This is a genomic window from Roseateles amylovorans, from assembly GCF_025398155.2.
Taxonomy (GTDB): Bacteria; Pseudomonadota; Gammaproteobacteria; order Burkholderiales; family Burkholderiaceae_C; genus Roseateles; species Roseateles amylovorans.
Genome location: NZ_CP104562.2, coordinates 1,325,613 through 1,350,019, shown reverse-complemented (window position 1 = coordinate 1,350,019; position 24,407 = coordinate 1,325,613). Strand labels below are relative to the sequence as shown.

Annotated in this window: 20 protein-coding genes; 7 read left to right on the top strand and 13 right to left on the bottom strand. The window is 69.5% G+C overall.

Going from position 1 to position 24,407, the window contains the following annotated elements:
* Window positions 1-425: 425 nt before the first annotated feature.
* The 9 genes from N4261_RS05820 to N4261_RS05780 form a co-directional block, all read right to left on the bottom strand.
* Complete coding sequence (locus N4261_RS05820; protein WP_261759264.1) at window positions 426-1,607, bottom strand: VWA domain-containing protein; 1,182 nt, start codon at window positions 1,605-1,607, stop codon at window positions 426-428.
* Window positions 1,604-4,132 carry a DUF5682 family protein gene (locus tag N4261_RS05815; protein ID WP_261759263.1) on the bottom strand — a complete coding sequence of 843 codons (2,529 nt, stop codon included), beginning with the start codon at window positions 4,130-4,132 and terminating at the stop codon, window positions 1,604-1,606. The genes N4261_RS05820 and N4261_RS05815 overlap by 4 nt, the downstream gene beginning before the upstream one ends.
* Before the next feature lie 36 nt (window positions 4,133-4,168).
* Window positions 4,169-5,260, bottom strand: a complete 1,092-nt coding sequence (locus N4261_RS05810) for an AAA family ATPase (RefSeq protein WP_261759262.1) — start codon at window positions 5,258-5,260, stop codon at window positions 4,169-4,171.
* Window positions 5,257-6,816, bottom strand: coding sequence for a DUF5691 domain-containing protein (locus N4261_RS05805; RefSeq protein WP_261759261.1), 1,560 nt, complete (start codon window positions 6,814-6,816; stop codon window positions 5,257-5,259). The genes N4261_RS05810 and N4261_RS05805 overlap by 4 nt, the downstream gene beginning before the upstream one ends.
* Before the next feature lie 64 nt (window positions 6,817-6,880).
* On the bottom strand, window positions 6,881-8,482 hold the full coding sequence (locus N4261_RS05800) for an SWIM zinc finger family protein (protein ID WP_261759260.1): 1,602 nt from the start codon (window positions 8,480-8,482) through the stop codon (window positions 6,881-6,883).
* Window positions 8,483-8,589: 107 nt separating this feature from the next.
* Window positions 8,590-9,306, bottom strand: coding sequence for an anti-sigma factor (locus N4261_RS05795; protein ID WP_261759259.1), 717 nt, complete (start codon window positions 9,304-9,306; stop codon window positions 8,590-8,592).
* The gene (locus tag N4261_RS05790) at window positions 9,306-10,022 is read right to left on the bottom strand and encodes a sigma-70 family RNA polymerase sigma factor (protein WP_261759258.1); all 717 of its coding nucleotides are present in this window, start codon (window positions 10,020-10,022) and stop codon (window positions 9,306-9,308) included. Before N4261_RS05790 ends, N4261_RS05795 begins: the two co-directional genes overlap by 1 nt.
* A 193-nt stretch (window positions 10,023-10,215) precedes the next feature.
* Window positions 10,216-10,827: a DUF3455 domain-containing protein gene (locus N4261_RS05785; protein ID WP_435532007.1), complete on the bottom strand. Its 612-nt coding sequence runs from the start codon at window positions 10,825-10,827 to the stop codon at window positions 10,216-10,218.
* Between the two features lie 270 nt (window positions 10,828-11,097).
* A complete protein-coding gene (locus N4261_RS05780; protein WP_261759257.1) occupies window positions 11,098-11,697 on the bottom strand; it encodes a TetR/AcrR family transcriptional regulator in 600 nt (199 codons plus the stop codon).
* Window positions 11,698-11,864: 167 nt separating this feature from the next.
* Between N4261_RS05780 and N4261_RS05775 the strand changes: the two genes are divergently transcribed.
* The gene (locus N4261_RS05775; RefSeq protein ID WP_261759256.1) at window positions 11,865-12,332 is read left to right on the top strand and encodes a nuclear transport factor 2 family protein; all 468 of its coding nucleotides are present in this window, start codon (window positions 11,865-11,867) and stop codon (window positions 12,330-12,332) included.
* Between the two features lie 22 nt (window positions 12,333-12,354).
* Here N4261_RS05775 and N4261_RS05770 read toward each other — a convergent pair whose 3' ends face one another.
* Window positions 12,355-12,489: a hypothetical protein gene (locus N4261_RS05770; protein WP_261759255.1), complete on the bottom strand. Its 135-nt coding sequence runs from the start codon at window positions 12,487-12,489 to the stop codon at window positions 12,355-12,357.
* Window positions 12,490-12,671: 182 nt separating this feature from the next.
* Entirely contained in the window at window positions 12,672-13,625 is a 954-nt protein-coding gene (locus N4261_RS05765) for a ferritin-like domain-containing protein (protein ID WP_261759254.1), read from the bottom strand.
* Between the two features lie 668 nt (window positions 13,626-14,293).
* Here N4261_RS05765 and N4261_RS05760 point away from each other — a divergent pair.
* The 3 genes from N4261_RS05760 to N4261_RS05750 are packed head-to-tail and all read left to right on the top strand — an operon-like array spanning window position 14,294 to window position 16,752.
* Window positions 14,294-15,253, top strand: a complete 960-nt coding sequence (locus N4261_RS05760) for a sensor histidine kinase (protein ID WP_261759253.1) — start codon at window positions 14,294-14,296, stop codon at window positions 15,251-15,253.
* Window positions 15,250-15,927, top strand: coding sequence for a response regulator (locus N4261_RS05755; protein ID WP_261759252.1), 678 nt, complete (start codon window positions 15,250-15,252; stop codon window positions 15,925-15,927). The genes N4261_RS05760 and N4261_RS05755 overlap by 4 nt, the downstream gene beginning before the upstream one ends.
* A gap of 15 nt (window positions 15,928-15,942) precedes the next feature.
* Window positions 15,943-16,752 (top strand): bestrophin-like domain, encoded by an 810-nt coding sequence (locus N4261_RS05750; RefSeq protein ID WP_261759251.1) that lies wholly within the window; start codon window positions 15,943-15,945, stop codon window positions 16,750-16,752.
* Window positions 16,753-16,771: 19 nt separating this feature from the next.
* On the opposite strand, the gene N4261_RS05745 is transcribed toward N4261_RS05750, so the two are convergent.
* Window positions 16,772-17,233, bottom strand: coding sequence for a hypothetical protein (locus tag N4261_RS05745; protein ID WP_261759250.1), 462 nt, complete (start codon window positions 17,231-17,233; stop codon window positions 16,772-16,774).
* Window positions 17,234-17,258: 25 nt separating this feature from the next.
* Complete coding sequence (locus tag N4261_RS05740) at window positions 17,259-20,717, bottom strand: nSTAND1 domain-containing NTPase (protein ID WP_261759249.1); 3,459 nt, start codon at window positions 20,715-20,717, stop codon at window positions 17,259-17,261.
* A 475-nt stretch (window positions 20,718-21,192) separates the two neighbouring features.
* On the opposite strand from N4261_RS05740, the gene N4261_RS05735 reads away from it, so the two are divergent.
* Genes N4261_RS05735 through N4261_RS05725 form a run of 3 tightly spaced genes read left to right on the top strand, consistent with a single transcriptional unit; the run spans window position 21,193 to window position 24,242 of the window.
* Window positions 21,193-21,762, top strand: coding sequence for a Pvc16 family protein (locus N4261_RS05735; protein ID WP_261759248.1), 570 nt, complete (start codon window positions 21,193-21,195; stop codon window positions 21,760-21,762).
* Between the two features lie 3 nt (window positions 21,763-21,765).
* Entirely contained in the window at window positions 21,766-22,593 is an 828-nt protein-coding gene (locus tag N4261_RS05730; protein ID WP_261759247.1) for a hypothetical protein, read from the top strand.
* A 29-nt stretch (window positions 22,594-22,622) separates the two neighbouring features.
* Window positions 22,623-24,242 (top strand): phage tail sheath family protein, encoded by a 1,620-nt coding sequence (locus N4261_RS05725; protein WP_261759246.1) that lies wholly within the window; start codon window positions 22,623-22,625, stop codon window positions 24,240-24,242.
* Window positions 24,243-24,407 lie beyond the last annotated feature (165 nt).

Genomic DNA, 24,407 nt, shown 5'->3' with positions numbered 1-24,407 from the left:
ACCGGCTGGACGGGTGATGCGAGCCCAAAATGGCTGTCCCCGCGATCTGTGGACAAGTCTGTTGGCTGTCTCTGCAGGGGTGACGCAAGTGACTGTCACCAAAGGGAAAACCTTGCCGTGCTTCGCAAAGAGGCAGTGCAAAGAGCGGGGCGCGTGCCGCCCGAATCCGCTTGACCGCCCCCTGCTTCCCAGGCAGTCAATCGCCGGGCCGGCAGCGAGATATTCACAATGCCCTTGAACGGTGCGCGGCCAAGTGTGACTGTCCCCGCCTTCTGTGGACAACTCTGTTCACCACCCGGGCAAGGATTCGCCAAGTGCTTGTCGCAACAAGAGGTTTCTTGGGTTGCCCGGGAATGAGGCAGAGGGTGATCCGAGGCGGGCGTCGAGGCGGGTGTCGAGGCCGATCAGGACCGGTCCAGGCCGGTTCACCGCGCCTTCGGCGACGTCACCATCCCCTGCGCCGCCGCCCAGGCGTTCACATCATCCCGACGGATGGCCGCGGCCATCAGGCCGGGGAACGCATCGGGCGTGCAGGCGAACGACGGCACGCCCAGCGCCGCGAGTTGCGCCGCCAGCGCATGGTCATAAGACGGCGCGCCCTCGTCGCTCAGGGCCAGCAGGGTCACGAACTGCACGCCGCTCTCCACCAGCTCGGCCGCGCGACGCAGCAACTGCGGCTGCACGCCGCCCTCGTACAGGTCGGAGATCAGCACGAAGATGGTGTTGCGCGGCTCGCGGATCATCGACTGGCAATAGGCCACCGCACCGTTGATGTCGGTGCCGCCGCCCAGTTGAACGCCGAACAGCAGATCGACCGGATCATCCAGTTGCTCGGTCATGTCCACCACGGCGGTGTCGAACACGACCAGCCGGGTGCTCACCGCCGGCAGCGACGCCATGACCGCGCCGAAGATGCTGGCGTAGACCACCGAGTTCGCCATCGACCCGCTCTGGTCGATGCACAGCACCACCTCCCGCTGCGGCCGACGCGCCTTGCGGCCGAAGCCGTGCAAGGTCTCGGGAATGACGGTGCGATGCGACGGCTGCCAGTGCCGCAGGTTGGCGCGGATGGTGCGATGCCAGTCAATCTCGGCCAGACGCGGCCGACGGTTGCGCTGGCTGCGGTCCAGGGCGCCGGTGATGGCGCTGCGCATCGGTTCTTCCATGCGCTTCATCAGGTCGTCCACCACCTGGCGAACCACGCTCCGGGCCGTGTCCTTGGTGCCCGCCGGAATCACCTGCGACAAGGCCATCAGGTTGGCCACCAGATGCACATCGGGCTGCACGTTCCGGAGCATCTCCGGCTCCAGCAGCAGCTCCCGCAGGTTCAGCCGCTCCAGCGCATCCTTCTGCAGCACCTGCACCACGCTGCTGGGGAAGTACTTGCGGATGTCGCCCAGCCAGCGCGCCACCTTGGGCGCGGAGCCGCCACGACCCGCCCGGCGGTCGGGTGTCAGTCCCTGTCCGTCGTCCTCATACAGCGCGCTCAGCGCCTGGTCCATGTCCTGGGCGATGCCGTCCAGGCCGCCGCAGCTGTCCTGCGCCTCTCCGCCCAGCACCAGGCGCCAACGGCGCAGGCGGGCGGCATCGTCCACCGGTGAGGTCATCGGGTCACTCCCAGCAACTGTCGCAGCAGCGGCAAGGGCCACTGCGCGCGTGATTCATCCCAGTTCAGGGCCGCCGACGCCGCGGCGGTCGGGCCGCCCTGGCGTGCCGCACGTGTGCCAAGGTCGCGCCGCTCGCCGCTGTCGAAGCGGGAGAAGGTGCGACGCACCAGCGGCAACACCTGCACGAAGTGCTCCTCGGACAGGCCAGCCAGCCAGCGGTCCACCAGCGGCCACACCCCATCGTGATGCAGCAGCACCACCGCATTGCGGTTGAGGAAGCCGTCCAGCCAGGCGGCGGCCTTCAGCGGCTCGGTCCCGGTGCTCAGGTGCAGCGACAGCGCGTTGCCCGCCTCCTCCGCAGCGATCAGTGCCTCGTCCAGCATCAGCCGGGTGCACAACCCCCGAAGCAGCTCATGCGCGCCCTCGCGGTCCGCCAGCAGCCCGATCGCGCGCAGCCACTGCTGAGACGGCTCCGCCTGACGCCCCGGATCCCGCAGCTTCAACGCCGCATGGGCCGCGAGCAACCGGTCGCGCAGGACCTCGGCCGCCGAGTCATCGATGGCACTGCCCAACAACGGCAGACCGATCGCCGCCCGCACGACCAGACCATCGAACACCTGCCCGACCAGCGCCGCATCGGTGCCCCGCACATTGCCGTACCGGAAGACATTGGCCAGCGGCGGCAAGGCGGCCATGAGCTGATCGGCATCCCCGGTGATCGCCGCGTGGTCCTGCAGCGCCTGCGAGGCCACGGCCACCGCCTCCGGCAGGTCCGCCAGCAGCACTTGATCCACCCACTGGGCCAAGGTGCCGAGATCGCGCTCGGACCGGCACTGCTCCGCCACCCGCGCGGTCGCGGCCTGCGCCACCGTCTGGCCGAAGCGACTGGTCTCGATCAGGCGAATCGCAAACGCCGGCTCCCACTGCAGCGTCCAGACCTCATGGAAGGTGCCCCGCGAGGATCGCCCCACCTTCGCCAGCTCGCCCCAGCGGATGCCCAGCAAGCTCAGTCGGTGCAGCAGATGACTGCGGGCCAGGTCATTGGGCTGACGCAGGTCCAGGTCCAGCGTCTTCTGGGACGCCTCGGGCTTGAGGCGCAGGGACTTCTGCCACTGCTCCAGATCCCGTTGCAACGGCACCTTCGGCACGCTGGCGGGCACCTGACCCAGACGGTCTCCGATGATGAGCTGGTCGCGGATGAACGACAGCACCGACTCGTCGCCCATCGTCATGACGGTGCGGGTGGCCTCATGCAGCTCTTCCAGCCCCGGGGCGGGACGTTGGCGCAAAGCGGCCAGCGCATCGGCCAGACGGGCGGCTTCGATCAGATGGGCGGAGGAGCAATCCAGCGAGCGCTCCCGCATCAGCCGTGCGACACGGGCCAGCCAGCCCACCGCACGCGGCGTGGGCGCCTGGCCGTCGCTGCGGGGCTCGCTGCTGCGCCACAGATGGTCGTACCAACCGGGTGACTGGATGCCGGCGCCATAACCGCTGTCCAAGGCGAGATGGCGGTAGGTCCAGGGCACCCAGGTGCTGGCGACCTTGAGCTTGGGCAGACCCTTGAGCAGGGCCTGGTCGGCCTTGGCCGTGGCCGGTGCCTTCAGGCCGCCCAGGTGCCAGGCGCCGCAGATGACGGCGATCGTCCCGAAGCCGTCCTTGCGGGCTGCGCGGATGCACTGGCGCATGTAGGCCTCGCGAAGCGCTTCGCGCCGAAGGTGGCGTTCGGGCAGGCGGCCTTCATCAGGCAGTTCCGCCCGCAAGGTGACCATGGCTTCCTCGATGGCCGCGAACAGTTCCTCGCCGTCCCCGCGCTCTTCGACCATGTGGTTCCACCACGCCTCGCCGTCCGCATAGCCGGCCGCACGCGCCAGCCAGTCCAGCGGATCGCCACGCCGATCCGCCTCGGCGGCGGCGGGCGCGGGCGCCGTGTCATCGGAGGGCACCGGCGCTTCAAGCGAGGATGGCAGCGCATCATTGGTCGATGCGCCCTCGCCCACCGCTTCGCCTGCGGCCTTGTCGATCAACTCAGTCGCCTGCGCCTGATCCTGATCCTGAGACTCGCGCGGCGCAGTCTCCGAGGCCGCAGCTTCCTCGGCCTTGCTCAGCGCCAGGCTGTGCGCCATGGGCAGGTCGATGAACCGCACCGTCACGCCGGCACGGGCCGCCCAACGCAGCGCCTGCCATTCCGGGGAAAACTCGGCGAAGGGGTGGTAGACCGCGCACTCGGGGTCATCGACACCGTGGGTGAGCAAGGCCACCGGCGGCACCATGTCCGGCGCCAGCACGTCCGCCACCAGGCCATCCGCCTCCGGGGCGCCCTCGATCAGCACGCAGTCCGGACGCAGCGAGTCCAGCGCGCGCAGCAGGCTGCGGGCGCAACCCGGGCCATGGTGGCGCACGCCGAAAAAGTGCAGATCGCCGCGCGGTACATCGGTGCGCGGCATGTCGATGCGCGGCATGTCGATGCGCGAAGAGCCAGGCGCCTCGGCCGCCCCTTCGGCGGGGGCCTGGTCAGGCGCTGTCATCGGACCATTCACAGGGTCGCTCCCGGCCACGTCGGCTCAGACCTGCTCGCGGCAGGCGCGGTAGAGGTCCTTCCAGTCGGCACGCTCCTTGACCACGGTTTCCAGATACTCGGTCCACACCACCTGGTCCTGCACCGGGTCCTTCACCACCGCACCGAGCAGTCCGGCGGCCATGTCGCGCGGGCTCAGCAGCCCGTCACCGAAGTGGCCGGCCAGGGCCATGCCGCTGTTGATCACCGAGATCGCTTCCGCGGTGGACAGCGTGCCGCTCGGCGACTTGACCTGGGTCTTGCCGTCTTCGGTGCGGCCGTTGCGCAGCTCCCGGAAGATCTGCACCACCCGCCTCACCTCCTTGAGCGCCGGGGGCTCGGCCGGCAGTTGCAGCGCCGCACCCATCTCGGTCACGCGCTTCATCACGATGGCCACTTCCTCGTCCTCGGTGGCGGGCACCGGCAGCACCACGGTGTTGAAGCGGCGCTTCAGCGCAGCGGAGAGTTCATTGACGCCCTTGTCACGGTTGTTGGCGGTGGCGATCACGCTGAAGCCGCGCACCGCCTGCACCTCGCTGCCCAGCTCCGGCACCGGCAGCGTCTTCTCGGACAGCACGGTGATCAGCGAATCCTGCACATCGGCCGGGATGCGGGTCAGCTCTTCCACCCGGGCGATCTTGCCGGCGCGCATCGCCTTCATCAGCGGGCTGGCCACCAAGGCCTGCTCGGACGGCCCATTGGCCAGCAACTGGGCGTAGTTCCAGCCGTAGCGCAGCTGTTCCTCACCGGTGCCGGCGGTGCCTTGGATCAACAAGGTGGAGTCCCCGCTGACCGCCGCCGCCAAGTGTTCCGACACCCAGGACTTGGCCGTCCCCGGCACCCCATACAGCAGCAGGCCGCGATCGGTGGCCAGCGTGGCCACGGCGATCTCCATCAGCCGCGGATTGCCGATGTACTTGGGGCTGACCTGGAAGCCGTTGTCCAGCGTGCCGCCCATGAGATAGCGCAGCACCGCCCAGGGCGAGAGCAGCCAGTTCTCGGGACGGGCGCGCGCATCCTGGCGCTGCAATTCGGCCAGTTCTTCGGCGAACTGCTGCTCGGCATGGCGGCGCAGCACGTGGGCGTTGGGAGTCGTCATGGGGTCCTCGAAGGCAACCGGGGCAAATGGAAGAATGCACGACGCAAGGCCGCCACCTGGGTGATGGCATGCATCGCATCGGCATGCGAGGCGGTTTCGCCGTCGCGCTGGATCTGGGCCACGGACGCGAACGCGTCCAGGCTGTCGGGATGAATCACGGCACAGAATTCGGGCAGCAGGGGCCGCGCGCCGAAGTCGTCCTTGAGCTTGCCGTCACGGGCACGAGACAACACCAACTGGGTCACCGCCTGCGACAGCGGCAGCCCCAGCCTCGCACCGTCCAGGCAGGCCGACAACAGCACCACCAGCGGCAATTGCGCCTGCTCGACATGCCGCTGCCAATGGCGCTCCCGCTGGTCCTGCGGCAGCCACTGCAGCAGTTGAGCGGACTGGGGCGACATCGGCGGCAGCGCGCCCGCCTGGTCATGGCGCCGGCCCGCCAACATGGCTTGCGCCCAGGACGGCTCGCGGGTCGCCGCCAACGCGTCGAACCAGCCGCGCGACAGCGCCTCGGCCCATTCGGTCCGGGACGCCCAGGTCAGCAGCGCCTCGACACCCATCCCGGTGTGGCGTTCCCACCAGGCCACCGGCACCTGACGCACCAGTTGATAGAGCCACCAGGCGCGTTCGCCCAGGCTGTCGTGCTGCGGCCGGGTGGTCACGATCTGATCGGCCTCCCAGTCCGGTGCCGATTCGGTCGGCGCGTCCAGCAGCCAACGGCCGCCGGTCGCGCCGCTCGGGGCATGGAGCAACGCGGCGAGCCGTGCCTGCGCCCGCGCGGTGTGCGCGGCGCCGGGCAGTTGCATCAGCAGGCGTGCCGCCAGCTCGCGCACCTCCCGGCTGCGGTCGGCGCGGCAACGCTCCAGCAAGGGCTCGTCGTCCGGGCCGATGCCGACGGCCAGCACCGCCAGCAGATCGGCCCGCTCCTTGGCCGGCAGCTCCGGCAGGCTGCGGGCCAGACGTTCGCGTCCCGCAGCGGGGTCGGTCTGGCGCGCCTGGCGCAGGAACGCGCGACGCTGATCCAGCGTGCCCTCGGTCCAGTGGCTGTCCTGCGGCTCGTCGCCGCTGGCGCCTGCGGCATAGCGCCAATCCTCGCGTTGGCTGGCCAGCCACAGGCCGCGCTCACCCAGCGCCTTCAACAGGCTCGGACGCAAGGCCACCGATCGACGCCCCAACTCCAGCGCCTGCGGCAGCAAGGCCGGCGGCAGGCGATAACCGTGATCGGCGAGCAGCGTGCAGACCTGCTGATGCAGCCGGGCCGGTCCTTCGTGCAAGGCCCAATGCAGCAAGGGCTGCAAGGCCGCGGGCGGGACAGGCCGGTGGTCCTCCGGCGAGCAGGCCGGCAGCGCCGAGGCCCACTCCCTGCCCCGCGCCCCGGCCGACAGACACGGCGCCAGCACCGCCGCAGCGCGCAGCAGCCGGGCCGCCGCTGTCTCGTTGGTGGCCGTGGCCTGGGAGACCAACGCGCCGATCTCGCCGGGCCAGTCGGGCAACGCGCCGGGCTGGCGTTCGGTGCCGACCATCGCGGTGGGCAGCAGGGGCGTCCAAAGACTCATCGGTGATTCTCCCGAGGCGAGTGGCGCGGTGTCGCGCCCGCCGGGCGCCGGTGGGCGACGGCCCTCATGTCGGGCTCCTTGTCCACACGGGTGCGGCGTGGTGGTCTGCCCAGGCGGTCAACGGCTTGAACTGGTCACCGTCCCATTCGCCCATCACCGTCAAGGCCTGGCCGCCGGACACCGCCAGCAGCGGCCAGCGGTCCTGTTCACTGAGGACCAGCGGCAGCGATTGATCCCCAGCCACCAGATGGCTGCCGGTGTCGGCCACCACCAGGGTGGCCTGGGTCAGCACCAGCGGATGCAGCTGGATCCACGGATGGGCCGCGATACGGTGGGCCATGGCCTGCCATTCGGGCTCCCACGGATGCGCTGGCGCGGCCCCCGTGGCGGTGATGGGTGATGGCCCTGTGACGGTGTCGTTGAATGACGATGACGATGGCGATGACGATGGCAAGAGCGACGACGTCGCCTCGGTCGATGGCGGTGACGCTTGCGCGTTCGCTGTCCCATCGGGCGGCCACGCGGACGCTGTGGACAACTGATCCGGCGCCACGGCCATCGCCTCGACGGACAAGACATGACCCTCATCGCTGCGCTGCACGACCAAGGCCCGCAACGGACTGGCGCCGGGGAAGTACGCCAAGGTGCCGGACACCGCCGTGCCGGGCGACCACAGACCAGCGAATCCCCGACCACCGTGGGCATGGTCCAGCAGCCAGGCGCGTCGCCCGGTCCGCTCGCCTTGCAGCCAGACGCGTCGCTCCATCAGCCGTCCGTCCCGTTCCTCGATGACCTGGGCCAGCACCGCCCAGCGGTCTTCCACCCGCTCACCGCTGACCATCACGTCCGCCTGTTCCAAGGGCCAGCCGCAGAGCGTGCGAAGGTCGGCCTGGACCGCAGCCGGCAACGCCTGCCGACGGGCGATCGCGTCCGTGGCCAGTTGCAGCAGACCGAATCGCGACAGCAGGCGCTCCGGCCAATCCGCGCCCTGGCGCCAGCAGGCAGCGGCCGCCAGCAGGCGCTGGCCCAGGCCGGGCGCCTGGGCATCGACCATGCGGGCGGCCATGGTGCGCCAGCCCTGGATCGCGTTGGCATCCAGCGCGCCCAATCCCTGGGTGACCTGGTCGCCCAGCCAGCGCTGAAGCTCCTGCGACGCGGATTCGATGCGGTGCCAGCGTTGGGATTCGCGCTTTGACAGCGCATCGACCGAAGCCGTGTCGATCGCCCCCACCTCACCGGCCTCGCCGCCCTCGGCACCGTCACCCGGCTCGCCGCGAGCGGCGCGGGCTTCGGCACGCTGCGTGGCCTCGCGCTCCCGCTCGTCCTTCTTCTCCGCCCGCTCGGTGCGGGAGGCCAACCACTCGCTGACCCAGGCGGGCGACTCGGTGGCGGTGAAGCGGGCCGCGTCCTGCGCGCGCATCATCAGCAGGGCCAGGCCGTGCTTGCACGGAAACTTGCGGCTGGGACAGGAGCACTTGAAGGCGGGGCCGCTCAGGTCCACCTGGGTTTGATAGGGCTTGGCGCCGCTGCCCTGGCACTCGCCCCAGGCGGCCAGCTCATTGGCGCCCAGCAACGGCCATTTGGCCGGCGCGGTCAGCCCTCGGGCCGCCTTGGCCGACGCCTCGTCCGGCGCCAGCGCCAGCACGCTCTCCATGGTCAGCGACATGCTGGCCCGCTCCCCGATTGATCTGTCGAATGCGGCGCAGTCTATCGAAGAAGCGGGGGGGTTCCGAGGTGTCCAAAGTCCTGTCGGCAGGTCGCCGAGCCGGCGGCTCAGACCTCGCCGGCAGACAGGATCGGACCGGTCGGCGCGCCAGTCCTGGATCCGCCGACCGGCTCCAGGCTGACGGCGAAGGCATGGGTGTCGCGCAGCAGGCCGGTCCGCACGATCGTCGTGGACGCATCGCCGGCCTGGATCAGGCCCAGCGAGCGCGGCGCGCCGCCCTTGGGCACCGCCCACAGCTCCAGCGCATGCTGTGCGTCGATCGTCACCGGGGCCAGCGGACGCAACACCAGCGCCTGGCCGTCGGCGGTCACGCTGGCCACGAAACCGGTCTTCAGCACCGCAGCGCCATCCGGTGTGCTGTGCAGCACCACCACGACCGGCGGTGCCACCGGCACCGGTTGCATCACCAGCACCGCCAGGGTCAGGGCCGCCACGCTCGCGGCCGCACTGAAGCCCCGCCACGGGCCCACCCGCGCCCACCAGCGGGCCGAGGTGGACGGCTCGTCATTCGCAGCGACTCGTGTGCCGGGGGCGGCGCCGAACAGGCGGCTCTGCACCGCCGTCCAGACGCTGTCCGGCGGGGTCACCGGTTCGACCTGTCCGGCCAGCAACTGCAGCCGGGCCAGCCAGTCCGCCACCGCGGCCGACAGGGCCGGATGCGCCGGCAGCAAGCGCTCGAATCGCCGGCGTGCGCCGCCGCGCAAGGTGCCGAGCGCGTACTCGGCGGCCAGGCGCTGGGCGCGCTCGGGATGACCGTAGTCCATCAGGCCGTCCTCCCCATCGCACCGACCAGGCCGGCGGCCCGGTCCAGACAGGCGCGCAAGCTCTGCAGCCCCCGTCGCACCCAGCTCTTCACCGTGCCCAGGGGCTGGGCCAGGTGATCGGCCACCTCCGCATGGGACAGGCCCTGGTAGTAGGCCAGCGCCAGGCTGCTGCGCTGCTCGCCGCTGAGCGCGGACATGCAATGTTCCAACGCATGCGCCTGACTGGCGTGGTCCAGCAGGTCCAGCGGTCCGGGCCCCTCGCCCGGCAGGCGGGCCAGCAGATCCTGGTCCTCATCGCCGGAACCGCCGTCGCCGTCCAGGGGGCCGTATCGACTGATCGTCACCGGCTGGGTGGCCCGGCGGCGCAGGCTGTCGATGGCCCGGTGGCGGGCGATGCTGGTCAGCCAGGTCAGCGGCGCGCCTTGGCGGCCGTCAAAGGCCGAGGCCTGCCGCCAGACGGTGATGAACACCTCCTGCAGCACCTCCTCCGCCTGTCCGCGCTCACGATTGATCCGCAGCACCACACCGAACAGCTGCGCACTGGTGGCGCGGTAGAGCTGCTCGAACGCGCTGCGGTCGCCCAGCGCCACGCGCGACATCAGCGCCGCCAGGGTGGCATCTCGCTCGGTCGTGCCGGCTGCGGATGCGCCAGCAGGGTCGCCAGCCGCGGAGGGTGCCGCCACCGGCGGCACCGGATCATCGGAGGATGGAGTCATGAGGGATTCTTACGCCCGAAGGCCAGGTTTGGATGCAAGGGCTGACCCCAGGTGGGGGGCCTTAGCGGGGCAACGAGCACGCCTGCCCCGGCGCGATCGAGACCGCGTCAGGGCAGGTGCGCCGTCCAGGCGCCGGCCGCCGTGTGCGTACCGGACGCACCGGGCGGGCCTCACCGATGGGAGATCAACCCGCTCAGCGCATCGCGATGGCGGTCCAGAAGATGTAGTCCGCCTGGTAGTCGACGATCACATTCTGACCGCTGCGGCTGGCGTCGCACGGCGCCTGAGGCGCCACGCCGCCGCGGGTGGCCACGCGCTGGATGTGGCTGACGCCCTGCATCGCGCCCATGCCAGTGGCCGGATTGGCCTTGACCAGTTGCAGCGGCAGACTGCCTGCCGCGCCCGGCGCCACCGCCAACTGCGTGCCGGTGACCTTGGAGCCGTCCTTCGACTCCCAGGTGGCCGGCGGGCCGTAGTACTTGCCGACGGTCTGGTTGCGGCGGTCCATCAGCGTGGCCTCGGGACCGACGAAGGCCCATTCGAACTGGTCGGCCATGTCCTTCTTCGCGCGGCATTCATAGGTGATCTTGCCCACGCCCACCGTCTCCATCGTGACCTTGTGGCCCTCGGGCACCTGCACCGCCGGCGGCAGGCTGAGCTGCGAGAACGTCGACATAGGCGCCGGCATGGGCGCTGCCATCGGCGCGGACTTGGACGCCTGGCCGGACATGGCACAGCCGCCCAGCAGCGCCATCGGCGCCAGGATCACCAGGGCGGTCTTCGTCATCGGGGTCATCTTGTGCATCGCAGCTCCTCATCGGTTGAAGCGGCACGGACCCCACGGTCCGTGCCTGCCCACTGTTACGCAAAAGCGAACCGAGTGGATGCAGCCGGATGCATCGGGTTTTCCATAGTTTTAGCGCGACGAAACCGAACTAAGGCGCAGGGGGGCACCGGCGGTCCCGCATCGACTGATCGACGAGCCTCGACAGGCTCATTCACCGCGCTCATTCACCGCGCTCATTCACCGCGCTCATTCACCGCGCTCATTCACCGCGCTCATTCACCTCGATCATCACGTCCGTTCCGTGGGCGCGGTCAGTTGCTCGGCAATCCAGTGCAGGCTCTTCAGCGCGGGCGACGGGTCGCCGCTGAACTGCGCCTGCACGATCGCGCCATCCACCGCCACCGACAGCGCCGCCGCCTGACGCTTGCGCAACCGCGAGGCCGGCAGCAGCGCGGCAATCGCGGCCGTCATGGCCTCCTTGTGCGCCCGGGTGATCTCCACCACCTCCGGCAAGGCCGGTCCCATCTCGCCGACGCCGTTGAGGAAGGCGCAGCCTCGGAACGCCCCCAGCGACTCGCCGCGCAGCCATTCGCCCAGCGCCGGGGCCAGGGCCGCCGCCCCTTGGGTCGGTCCGCCGTGACGCTGCAGCGCCTCGGTGAACCAGCCCATCCAGCGCTCGTGCCGCAGCGACAGATAGGCCAGGATCAAATCATTCTTGCTGGGAAAGTGCCGATAGAAGGTGACCTTGGTGACGCCCGATTCGGCAATCACCCGATCGATGCCGGTGGCGCGGATGCCTTCGGCATAGAACAGGTCGTGGGCGGTGTGGAGGATGCGCTCACGCGGCGGCAATTCGAACTCGACCGGACGATCAATGGCAGTGCTCATGAGGGGATTGTCGCCGCATGTAGACAGACCTGTCCACATGCCCTAAAGTGCGGCACGTAGACAGACCTGTCTACATTCATCGAAAGCCGCACCGGCGGGACGACGCACCGCGCACCGTCCCGCCCCGCCCGGCCCGACTTCACCCCACCGACGTTTGGAGATCCACCATGGACACACGCCCCCCGCTGCCGCCCTTCAGCCGCGAAACCGCCATCCAGAAGGTCCGCCTGGCCGAAGATGGCTGGAACAGCCGCGACCCGGCCCGCATCGTGCTGGCCTACAGCCCGGATACTCAATGGCGCAATCGCGCCGAGTTCCCTCGCGGCCGCGCTCAGGCCCAAGCCTTGCTGGAGCGCAAATGGGTGCGCGAGCTGGACTACCGCCTGATCAAGGAACTCTGGGCCTTCGAGGGACGCCGCATCGCAGTGCGCTTTGCCTATGAATGGCACGACGACGCCGGCAACTGGTTCCGCAGCCACGGCAACGAAAACTGGGAGTTCGACGACCAGGGCCTGATGACGCACCGGCATGCCAGCATCAATGACCAGCCGATCCAGGCCGCGGACCGCAAGTTCCACTGGCCTCTGGGCCGCCGTCCGGACGACCATCCGGGGCTGAGCGACCTGGGGCTTTGAGGCGAGCAAGCGCCCTCCCCCCTCACGGCCACAGCATCAACGCGCGCTGCAGCAACACCAGCGCACCGAACACCACCACCATCGCACCGATCAGGCGTCGCAGCCCGGTTCGGCGCGATCGGGCCAGGGAACGAGGAATCGCCACGGAATTGACCATCGTGTCAGCCTCTCAGCAAGGAAGTCGCCCGCCGCCGGCCCCTTCCGGGGGCACCACGCCGAGCCGGTGATCGCCGCCAAGGACGCCCACCCAAGCAGGCGGTGCACCGGCGGAACAGGCGCGGGCAAGGAGGGGATGGCCCACCTCCGCCGGACGGCGGGCCGGTTCAATCGCGTCGCCGGTCAGCTGTAAGCACTGCTCATGGCCAGCGACCCGTTCACCCCGGCGGGGAAGAAGCCGCCCTGGGTGACCGCGTCCTTGCTGAGGTAGACGATGTTCAGCACATCGCCAGGCGACCGGCTGAAGGCCACGCCGTTGTCATCCAGCGGCACGATGTTGGAGATGTCGGCGGTGGGGCCGGCAATGCCCTGGTCGACATCGGTGGATCCGTCCAGGCTGTCGCGGGCGTTGGAGATCGCCAGGCTGGCGCTGGCCAGACCCTTCGCGTACATCACCGTGCGCACCAGTCCGGCGTGGTAGGCCTCGGCGGCCAGGATGCCGGCGGCCGCTTCCAGGAAGGTCTTGCTGGAGATCAGCGGTGAGGCCCCCTTGTAGGCGGTCACGCCGACGTCTTCGAACAGATAGGCGCCCAGCAGGAAGCTGTTGTCGTCGGCATAGGGATTGAAGACCTGCCCGTCGCCGATCAGACCGGCCGCACGGGCCGCGACCGAAAACGGCCCATTGGGATCGGTCCCGCTGATGTTGATGGCCGGATGCGCCACCGCGGAGGCGCCCAGCGCTGTGCGCAGGAAGCGGACATGGTCCAGCTCGTCCTTGGCGATCTCCTTGGCATAGGCGGCCACGATCGGATCGGAGAACGGCACCTGCGCGCCACCGGTCACCGCGCCCTGGGTGCCGGCCCCGGTCACCAGGTTGGCGGGCAGCCCGGCGCCGAAGACGGCATATTGATAGAACTGCGCCTCCAGGTACTCCAGGTTCAGGGCGAAATTGAGGATCTCGGCATCGGTCGGGCCCGATTGCGCCGCCGCCTCGTCGCCGCCGCCGCAGGCCCCCAGCAGGGTCCCCATGGCCAGACCGGCGGCCACGCCGCTGGATTTCCGAAAGAAGCTGCGCCGCTCTTCGCGTCGGAGGACGCGCTGCTCGAGCATGTCGATGATCGGTGAGTGCTCAGACATGGGGACTCCTTCAACATGGACAAAGGTCGGACGACCCTGTGCAGAGGGCGTCGTCCGTCAGGACGCGAGGGCCACGGAACGTGACCTTGTTCACGACCTGAGCCGTACTACGCGTCGGCGCTTCGGATGGATGCATCCCGGTCGTCGGAAGGGTCATGACCGTTTTTCGACACGCGCTGTGTCAGCGGGATGACGAGCCTGCGCCGGCGTGGCCGATGCGCCACGTCCCGATCCGGGATGGCCATGGGTATCGGATTCGCCGTTGCGTGCACCCATCCCGGCCGCGACCGCGTACTCGCAGAACCGCGTGCGACGGATGGGCACGTGACGGCGCCAACTGACCCGCAATGCCCCCCAACGTCGTGGAAGTGCGTGTCAGCGCACCGCCCAGCTGCCCTGCTTTTCAACCTTCCGGACTGCGCCCTCAACCTTCCGAAAGACTGCCCAAGCCCCACTGGAGCGGGCCTGGCACCTTCCGGAAGGTTTCCGGAAGGTCGTGCGGCGTACGGCTGACTAAGGTTGCGGCCATGGCATCGACCAGCCGCGATGCCGGCGATTGGAAGGGGGGCGGATCGGGCGCCGTCCCCTCTCCCGCATCAGAGCCGACGGGCTGATCCACCGACCAAGAACGGCGGACACCGCGTCGCACACAGTCAGAGAGGAATCCCATGAACGGAATGCACCACAGCGCCGCCCGCAAGTCGGAGACGCCGGCGCCCCGCCGCCCCGGCACCTGCCGCAGCCCCCGCAACGACGCCCCGCGCAAACTCGTCGGGCGGCTGCGAAGCGGCTCGATCGCCGAGGCCCTGACCGCCGCCGAAGCGCGAGAGCGTGAGCGCATCGCCTGCCTGCTGCACGACGACGTCGGCAGCCTGATCGTCCAGATGCGCCTGCGACTGGGCGAATGGCGCCACGCCCCCCAGCGCCCGGACAACGTCGAGATGGAGGAACTGTGCAGCTGGCTGTCCCGGCTGTCTCACACAGTGCGCACCTTGACCACCGCGGTGGCGCCGCCGTCCTGGCACGGCGGTCTCGGTACCGCCCTGGCCGATCTGGCCCGGGAGATGCGTCTGGGCCTGTCCGGTGCGGCGCCCGAGTTCCGCATCGACACCGCCGAGCCGGAGTTCGACATCCCCGCCCCGCTCCGCACCGTGGTGTGCCGGGTGGTGCGTGAGCTCTGCCTGAATGTGGTCAAGCATGCCCGCGCGGGTCAGGTGGACATCACGCCCCGGCTGCTGGACGGCTGGTTGTGCATCCGCGTGCAGGACGACGGCGTGGGCTTTCCGGTCGACGCGGGCGCCGAGGGCGAGGCCGACAGCGAGCGCGACAGTCATTGCCTCCCTGCGTCCGAAATCACCACGGCCGTGTGCGCCAAGCAGGACGCCCTGGCGGCCCGGCCCGGCGCGGGCGACCCGCTCGTCCACGCTGACACGTCGGCCGATCGGGCGCCTTGTGTCGCGCCTGGCCCCACGCCTCGGCCACGTGCCGAAGGGCTGGGCCTGGCAGGCGCTCGGGCACAGCTCCGGACGCTGGGCGGCTCCTTGCATCTGCAGTCGGTCCCCGGCCGCGGCACCTGTGCCACGGTGCTGGTGCCGGTTCGGGGTCTGACCACCAGGAGCCTGCCATGAGCTTGCGCATTGTGTTGGCCGATGACCATCGGCTGGTGCGCGAAGGCCTGCGGGCCTTGCTCACCCGGGAAGCCGACGTCGAAGTGGTCGGCCTGGCGGAGGATGGCGCCGCGGCGGTGCGGCTGGTCCGGCAACTGGAGCCCGACCTGCTGCTGACCGACGTGGCCATGCCCGGCCTGAACGGCCTGGAAGCGGCCCGGCGGGTCAAGGCCCAGCAGCCGCAGGTGGGGGTGATCTGCCTGTCCATGCATGGCGACCAGCGGACGGTGGTCGGTGCCCTGCATGCGGGGGCCTCGGCTTTCGTGCTGAAGGACGCGTCCAGCGAGGAACTGGTGCAGGCGGTGCGGGAAGTCGCCGCCGGCCGGATCTTCCTGAGCGCCGGCCTGATGGGCGCGGTGGTGGAGGAACTGCGCTCCCGCCAGCGACTGCCCAGCGCGCCGCTGCGGGAAGCGGAGGGACCCAGCCTGACCGCGCGCGAGCGGGAGATCGTCCAGCTCTTCGCCGAGGATCTGAGCACCCAGGAGATCGCCGACCGGCTGCACGTCAGCGCCAAGACGGTGGCGACCCATCGCGAGAACGTCACCCGCAAGCTCGGGGTGCGCGGCGTCGCGGGGCTGACGCGCTATGCGGTGAAGGAAGGCCTGAGCACCGTTGAACCGGTGCCGCACGGCTGAACCGCTGGAGTCGTCATGCCCTTGTGGTTCTACACGTTGCCGAACGGGCTGTTCGGCCTGATCATCGTCGCGGGTTGGTTGTGCGTCGGACTGGGCGGGCTGTGGCTGTGCCAGCGCTGGCAGCGTCAGGCGCTGTCGGACGCGGAGCGCTCCCTGTCGCTCGCCCTGATGGGGCTGGTGACCGTGCTCAACACCCTGCTGCTGGCGGTCTGCGCCTTTTCGGTCTGGACCGCCTTCACCCAGGCGGAGAGCGCGGTGAGGCGGGAGGCGAGCGCCATCAGCGAGCTGTCACGCGAGCTGGCGGTGATCAACACGCCGGAGTCCCGGCTGGCCCGCGAGCAACTGCGGGCCTATGCGCGGGCCGTGGTCAACCGGGAATGGCAGGCCATGCGCGACGAGCAGCACAGCCAGGTCACCTGGGACGCCTTCGACACGCTGTTCCGCAGCATGGCCGACATCCAACCCGGCAACACCAGCGACCGGCTGCTCCTGCCGCAGATCTGGGTGCGGGTCAATGAGCTGCTGAAGTCCCGACAGGAGCGGCTGGAAGCCAGTCGCGGGCAGTTGCCCGGCACGCTCTGGGCGGTCGCGGTGTTGAGCACGCTGCTCACCCTGGGCCTGGCCTGCGTGCTGGCACCGGTGCGGTGCCACCGCGCGGCCATCACCGGGGCGGCGCTGGCGATCGGGCTGGTGTTCTTCTTCGTCGCGGCGATGGACCGGCCCTTCGTCGGCCGGGACCGGGTGTCGGCACGGCCGATCGAAGCCTGTCTCACGCAGATGGAGCGTTGGGAAGTGCGGGCGCCCCCCTTGGACGCCCGCCGGTGACAGACGCTGCAGGGGCGCTTCAGTCGCCGCTGCTGCTGCCTGCCTTGATTTCCGGATCGGACGTCGCGATCAGGCCCTGGACGTCCCCGGTCAGCGGGAAGCGGAAGACGAGGATCACACCGCGGGTCGTCCCCGACGTGATGTCAATGGCGATCTTCGCCTCACCGGGCAGCCCGCTCGCGTCGTAATTGGTCGGGAGCGGCGACGCCTGATTGAGCGTCTTGGCAGTCCCGGAAAACAGCGTGACCTGAGAGTTCACTTCCCAACCGATGAGCTTCAAGCCCTGTTGGATGGGCTTGGGAACACTGTCCGTCTGCTCCTGCAGTGTGACCGTCGTCTGGCCGGCGTTCACCAACAGATTGTTTGCAGCAACGTTGTTCCAGCTGGTGTCGTAGTAGAGACAGTGCTCGATGCTGGCGTCCGGACCGTTGATCTTTCGAATGGGCACGACGTAGAAATCGGGCAGGGTGGGCGATGTCATAGATGATGTTCCTGTTGCCAAGGGTTCAAGGTGATAGCAATGCGGCATGAGCCGGGACGTACCCTCCGGCCGTCAGCCGCGCCTTCCAATCCGGGTCGACGCCAGGGCTGCCACTGCATCGTTGCGCGATCAACCACGCTTCGAGCACCAGACCACCCTGACCTGCATCGACCGCAGGTTGAATCTCGTTGCGCAAGCGCGCGCACAGCGCCGCCAACGACGGCTGTGCGTTGCCTGCGGCCAACTCGGTTCTGATCCGCAGCAGGCTCAGCCGGGCCTGAAGCTCACGGCTTTGCCAGTGCAAGGGCCTGAGCAGCACCAGCGCACTGATCTCTCGCAATGCGACGTCCGCGCGCTCAGCGGCCTGGGACCAATGCCCCGCACGCACGGCCAACTCCACCTCGGCCACAGAAATTCTCGCCATGGATTCCCTCCGAAGGAATTCGCGGCCAGCGTCGGCATCGACAGCGAGTGGCACCTGGGCCCGCAGACTCTTCAAGGAGGCCTCGATCGGCCACCCGGCGTCTGCTTGGGCCAGCAGCAGATTGGACTCGGCATGAAGCCGATCGGCCCGCCAGTACTGATTGCGGGCATCGTGGCTCTCGGCCTGGCGCAGCATGGCGACACCGCCGGCCATCACGCGCGCCGCCTCCTCGCGCTGGCCCAGCGCCCTCAATGCATCGGCGCGACGCAGTTGCACCGTCCCCAGGTCACGAATCCGGGCAAACTCTTCCGGGTGGCGGGCGGTCAGCGCAGCCGCCATCGCCTCGGCGGCCTCGAACACTTTCAGCGCCTGGAGCGGTTCTCCACGCACATGCGCCACCTGGCCCAGCCAGTTGCGGGAATTCACCACCCCATCCAAGGCTTCTTCGCTGCCCGGATCCTGGTTCAGGAAGGTGAGCTTCAGCGCCAGCGCCTGTTCAAACCAGCGCTGAGCCTCCGCCCAGGCACCGCGCCGGAACGCGATCGATCCAAGGCTGTTGACTGCAAAGGCCAGTTCCACCTGTGCGGTGGCATCTTCTGGCAAGGCCGCGCGCCAGCGCTCGCAGGCGTCCTGGTAGCGCAGCATCTCCTGCGTCGCCCGCTCCAGGTCGCCTGCATCAAAGGCCATCTGTCCCAGCCAGAAGGCCGCCGCACCGGACGTCCGGTAGTACTCCGCCGGGTCTTGCTCCGCCGCCTGCGCCAAGGGCTCCAGCAACCGCTGCGCGGCCTTGAGTGCATCGGTGGCAATGTCGGTCCGCCCCTGCCCCCGGCTGCTGTTGACCTCCCCGATCACCACCAGCGCCTTGGCCCGCTGCAGGGCGTCCAGCGGCGACTCCGACGACCCGTCGATCGGCGCCAGCAGCTTCACGCCCTGCTCGCCGATGCGGCTGAGCAGCTCCAGCTTGCCGATCGGCCGCAGCTTGTCCGCCAGATCACCCAGCATGAAGGACGCCAGCCGCTGGCTCTGCCGCTCCCGCTCCGCCGCCACCTGGGCCTGGCGGGAATAGGCAAAGGCCGCAATCACCGCCAGCACCCCCAGCATCAGCGACGCCACCACCGCGCCCCAGCGCCAGACCCGCTGCCGGCGCGCCCGGGCCAGCGAGCGGTCGATGAAGCCGCGCTCATCCTCGGTGAACAGGCTGGGCGCCTCCGCCAACATGCGGGCCGCCTGCCACAGCATGGCCCCGCGCGGCAGCAGCAGCAGCGGCGACTGCTCGCCCTCCTGCCACCGCGTCAGCCAGGGTCGCAGCTCATCCCGGCTGGCCAGGGTGGCCCGGTGCTGGCCCACCCAGGCCGTCACCCGCGGCCAGCGGCGCAGCAAGGCCTCATGCGCCACCCGCAGGCCGATGGCCTCGCCCACCCGGTCGGCCACCAACAGACGGGCATCCACAAAGGCTCGGGCCAACGCCCGTTCGTCATCCCCGGAGAGCTCGCTGGCGGCCACCCAGCGACTGGTGGGCGAGGCGTCTTCGCCGGCCATCGTCACCAGCCGAGGCAGCAGGCGGCCCAGCGCCTCCTGTTGAGGCGCGGGCAAACCCGCCAGCACCGCTTCGGCACGCCGGCCGATCGCTCCCTCCAGGCCGCCCAGGGCTTCATAGGCCTCCCAGGTCAGCGCATCGCCGGCCCCACGGTTCAGATAAAGCTCCTGCAGCGTGTACTGCAGCAGGGGCAAGGCGTCGGGCGCGTGGATCGCATCGGCACACAGCCGGTCGTCCAGCCGGTTCAGGCCGTTCGCATCGGCGCCGAAGACCAGCCCCGCCGCACGCGCCGGCAAGCGGATCATCTGGGCAATCGCTTCCGCATCCGGCGGTGCCAGATCCAGATGGGCACCATGCTCCTTGTCGCGCATGAAGGCCGGATGTCGGGCCAGCCCCGGATAGAAATCATTGCGGCACACCGCCAGCACCAGCACCCGGCCGCTGCGGACCAGGCGGTCCACGCAGGCCACGAATGCCTCCACATGGGCCTCCGCGGCGGGCTGGAACAGCGCCTCCAGGCGATCCAGCACCAGCAGCGGCGGACCTGGCGGGGCCGCCTGGGCGCCACGTCCGGTGCCGGCGGCCAGGGCGTCCAGCACGATCTCCAGCAGCCGCAGCACCTCGTCGAGGCGATGGCGCAGCTCGCCGGCCAGCGTGTCGATGCTGTGGCCGGACAGCAGCGGTGCGTCGCCGAGCTCCCAGTCCAGCATGGCGCCCGCCAACGCCGACCACGGGTCCAGGTCGCCCAGTGCGGCCAGGTCCACCGTGGCCGCGGTGCAGACCGACAGCGGCTGGTCCGCCGGCGTCGCGGTCGTGGGGCGGCGGCCCGTCCGCGGGGCGGCGTCGTCCGACGGATCCGCCTTGGCGCACAAGGCCGGCAACAGGCCGGCCTGCACCAGCGAGGTCTTGCCCGAACCGCTCGGACCCAGCAACACCACCAGCGGCTGGCGACGCCGCCACTGCGCGGTCAGCCGTGACTGCAGCGCGGCCACCGCATCATCCCGACCGAAAAAGACCGCCGCATGTTCCGCCTGGAACGGCTCCAGGCCGCGGAATGGCGACTGGCCGCGCCAGCCGCCTTCATGGCTGCGGGTGCCCTGGGCCGACAGCACGCCGATCGGCGCCACCAGCCGGTAGCCCTGCTTGCGGATGGTCTCGATGTAGCGCGGCTCGGTGGCGCTGTCCCCCAGCGCCCGTCGCAGGCCGGCGACGACCTTGTGGATCGGGTTGTCGCCCACCACCGCCTCCGGCCAGCAGCGCTGCAGCAGGTCCTCCGCCGCGATGACCTCGCCGGGCCGGCGGCACAGCTCCACCAGCACCGCCATCGGGCGCGGCTCCAGCGTCACCTCCACCTCGCCCAGGCGCAGGCGCCGGGTCGGCACGTTCACCAGCCAGTCACCCAGCGTGAAGCGCGCAGGCGCACCCCCTCCCGCGCGCGCGGCAGCACCCGCGTCACGCGTCGTCGTCGACCGCGCCGCGGGCGCCGCAGCGGGGTTCACACCGCTGTCGGACGTCCGTTCCATTCTTGTTCTCTCCCTCCGGGCCGACGCCTGTCGCGTCAGCGAGGCACGCAGTCTAGGAGTCTGGCGTGACGGCGTCCATCGTCATGCGTCAGACGCTCACCGCGCTCTCGCCAACTTTGCGGAAACGACATGCGACGCGGCCCCACCTGCAGCGGCCACGGACGTCGCGCCGCGGCCGATGAACGATCTGGATCCGCAGCGCTGTTCGCACACGTCGTGGATCGACCGCCGGACCTCATCCCCGATCGCCCGCCCAGGCGCCGGGCCGGCTGACGTCAGGTCGGTGGGCGTCCGCTCTCAAACCCTCAGCAATGCGGAAGGCCAAGCTCAGCTTTCGTCCGATGGGTGAAGCCGAGCGCCCCACCTATCGTTCCGACATCGCCTGCCAGCCGCCTGTCCTCCGTGTGACGACCGCTGCCGCCAGCGCCTCCCTCCCCTTGTTGCCTCACCCGCGCCCGACCGCCCGCCCACCACCATGATCGACGCCGCCATCGTCCAGATCGCCAACCAGCTGAACCTGGCGCTGCGCCGCAGCTATCAGGTGGCCGAGGACCTGGTGGTGGTGTCCAGCCTGCATGAGCAGGACGGCGGGCCGGCGGCCCAGTCGGCCAACCGCATTGCGGTCTTCCTGGTCAACATCGAACGCGACACCGTGCCGGGTTCCGGCCCGCGGCCGCTCGGCACCGGCCGCCTCACCGTCTCGCAACCGCCGGTGAACCTCAACCTGATGCTGATGTTCGCCGCCAACTTCGGCGGCAGCACCTATCCGGAAGCGCTGAAGCTGATCGCCAGCACCATCTCGTTCTTCCAGTCCCGCCCGGTGTTCAACCATCAGAACACGCCGGAACTGGACGGCCGCATCGACCGCCTGGCCCTCGACATCGAGAACCTGCCCACCGGCGACCTGGCCAACCTCTGGGGCATCCTGGGCGGCCGCTACCTGCCCTCGGTGCTGTACCGCATGCGCATGGTGAGCATCGACGCCGGCCAGAGCGAAGGCCAGCTCAGCACGGTCCGCGAGCCGCTGACCTCGGTGAGGACCTGAGCCATGGGCCCCTATGTCACCCTGCTGCGGATCGATGTGGCGCACGGCTACTTCGCCGACGGCCGCTGCCGCGGCCTGCGCTTCGTGCCCACCCCGGACACCGCCGACCGACTGCGCCGCGCCGACACCATCGTCCGTGAGGACGGCGCCACGCTGCTGATCCTGGGCGCCGGCGACAGCTCCCGTCAGTACCTGTGCGAGGACCCCGACGGCGTCCCGCTGACCTGGCAGGTCTACGGCACCGACAGCGCGTTCGCCTACTACACCGACGACACCGCCCAGCGCCCCGGCGAACTGCTGCTGCTGGACGCCGGCACCGCCACCCCGGACGACGCCGACGCCGCGCGCCACCTGCAGTTGAGCGCCCGGCCGGTGGCCCTGAACGATCCCCGCGTGGCGCCGTCGCTGCACGGCGCGGCGCGCCTGCGTCCGCCGTTCGCCTTGCTGTCGCTGCCGCTGCAGACCTTGGCGGCACCGGCGCCGCTGCAACTGCGCTGGTCACTGGCCGCGCGGGCGACGGTCTGGAAGTACTGCCTGTTCGGCGAATGGGCCGAAACCGCGCTGGAGGTCATCGACCTGGCCGGCACCACCGCATTCACTGCGCCGCAGGACGACCGTCTGGACGACGGCCGGCCGATGCTCGCGGTGCGCTCGCGCGAGCCGATCGCGCTGGCACAGCGCGCCTCGTCGCGCTTCCAACTGCGCTGCCGCAACGGCGCCGGCCCCAAGGTGCTCATCAAGCGCCTGCCGGTCGCCGCCGCGCTGCAGCTCGGCCGAGAGGAGATCGATGGCGTTCCCACGCTGATCTCCGAAATCCATGTCCATCGATAACCCCGCAGTAACCCGCAGAGGAGGCCGCCATGGCTATGAAGACACCCGGTGTCTATATCGTTGAGAAAAACGCCTTTCCCAACTCGGTTGTGGAAGTGGCCACCGCGGTGCCAGCCTTCGTCGGCTACACCCGTCGGGCCGACAACGCCGGCAAATCGCTGTCGATGCGCCCCTGGCGCATCAGCTCGATGGCCGAGTTCCACCACTATTTCGGCTTGGGCCCGGACGCCAAGCTCACCATTGCCGAGAAGACCGACCCGCATGCGCAGGCCGCCTTTGGCGCGCAGGGCAAGGACTATCTGCTGACCCAGGCCGACGGCAAGGACGGCGGCAAGTTCCTGCTCTATTACGGCATGCTGCATTTCTTCCAGAACGGCGGCGGCCCCTGCTATGTCGTGTCGGTCGGCGACTTCAACGGCGCGGTGGAATCGGACCGGCTCATGGCCGGCATCGACACCCTGGTCAAGGAGCAGGAACCGACGATGCTGGTCATCCCGGATGCGGTGCTGCTCGATGAGAAGAACTGCATCTCGGTGCAGCAGGCCATGCTGCAGCACTGCGGCGGCCGCATGCGCAGCCGCGTCGCCATCCTGGACGTCTGGGGCGGCGACCGCGACCGCCAGGACCCCGCCGGCGATCCGATCGAGGCCTTCCGCGGCGCGCTGGGCGTGAACTACCTGGACTTCGCCACCGCCTACTACCCGTGGGTGAACACCACCATCGTCCAGGACAAGGACCTGGACTACACCCACATCGCCAATCCCGACCTGCTGGTGACCCTGCTCAGCCAGGAGCTCAAGCTGCCGGACAAGCTCGACGACACCGCCCCGCCGCGCCTGCGCCAGCAATGGCAGGCGGTGCAGGATGTGGCCAAGACCGACGACCAGTGGGCGGCGGCCATCACCGACGAGATCAACAAGTCCGACAAGTCCGACGACGACAAGCGCAAGCTGACCGCGCCGGATGCGATCAAGGTCGCGGTCGAGACCCACAAGGCGCTGCTGCACAAGAGCCTGGTCTCGATGAGCGGGCTCTACGGCACGCTCATGACCGAGTCCAAGAACAAGCTCAATCTGCTGCCGCCCTCGCCCGCCATGGCCGGCATCTACACCATGGTCGACAACACCCGCGGCGTGTGGAAGGCCCCGGCCAATGTGAGCATGAACGGCGTGGTGTCGCCGGCGGTCAGCATCTCGCATGAAGACCAGGAAGACCTCAACGTCACCACCCAGGGCAAGTCGATCAACGCGATCCGCAGCTTCATCGGTGAAGGCGTGCTGGTCTGGGGCGCTCGGACCCTGGACGGCAACAGCCTGGACTGGCGCTATGTCAATGTGCGCCGCACCATGATCATGCTGGAGGAGTCCTGCCGCCTGGCCGCCAAGGCACTGGTGTTCGAGCCGAATGTGGCCAACACCTGGGTGACCATCAAAAGCATGATCTCCAACTTCCTGACCAGCATCTGGAAGCGCGGCGGCCTGGCCGGCGCGGTGCCGGAGGACGCGTTCAGCGTCTATGTGGGCCTGGGCGAGACCATGACGCCCGAGGACATCCTCGAAGGCATCCTGCGGGTGAGCGTGATGGTGGCCATCAGCCGTCCGGCGGAATTCATCGAGATCACCTTCCAGCAGCAGATGCAGAAGTCCTGATCGCGCCGGTGAGGCGGGTCGCCCCGACCCGCCGCCACCGCCGCGTCATTCACGCATCCATCCCTTCATTCGATTCATTCGATTCATTCATTGATCCCCGGATCCGTCCCCGATCGTGAGCGATCGACCGGACCGCGGTGCATCCATCAACCTTGCGGAGGCAGG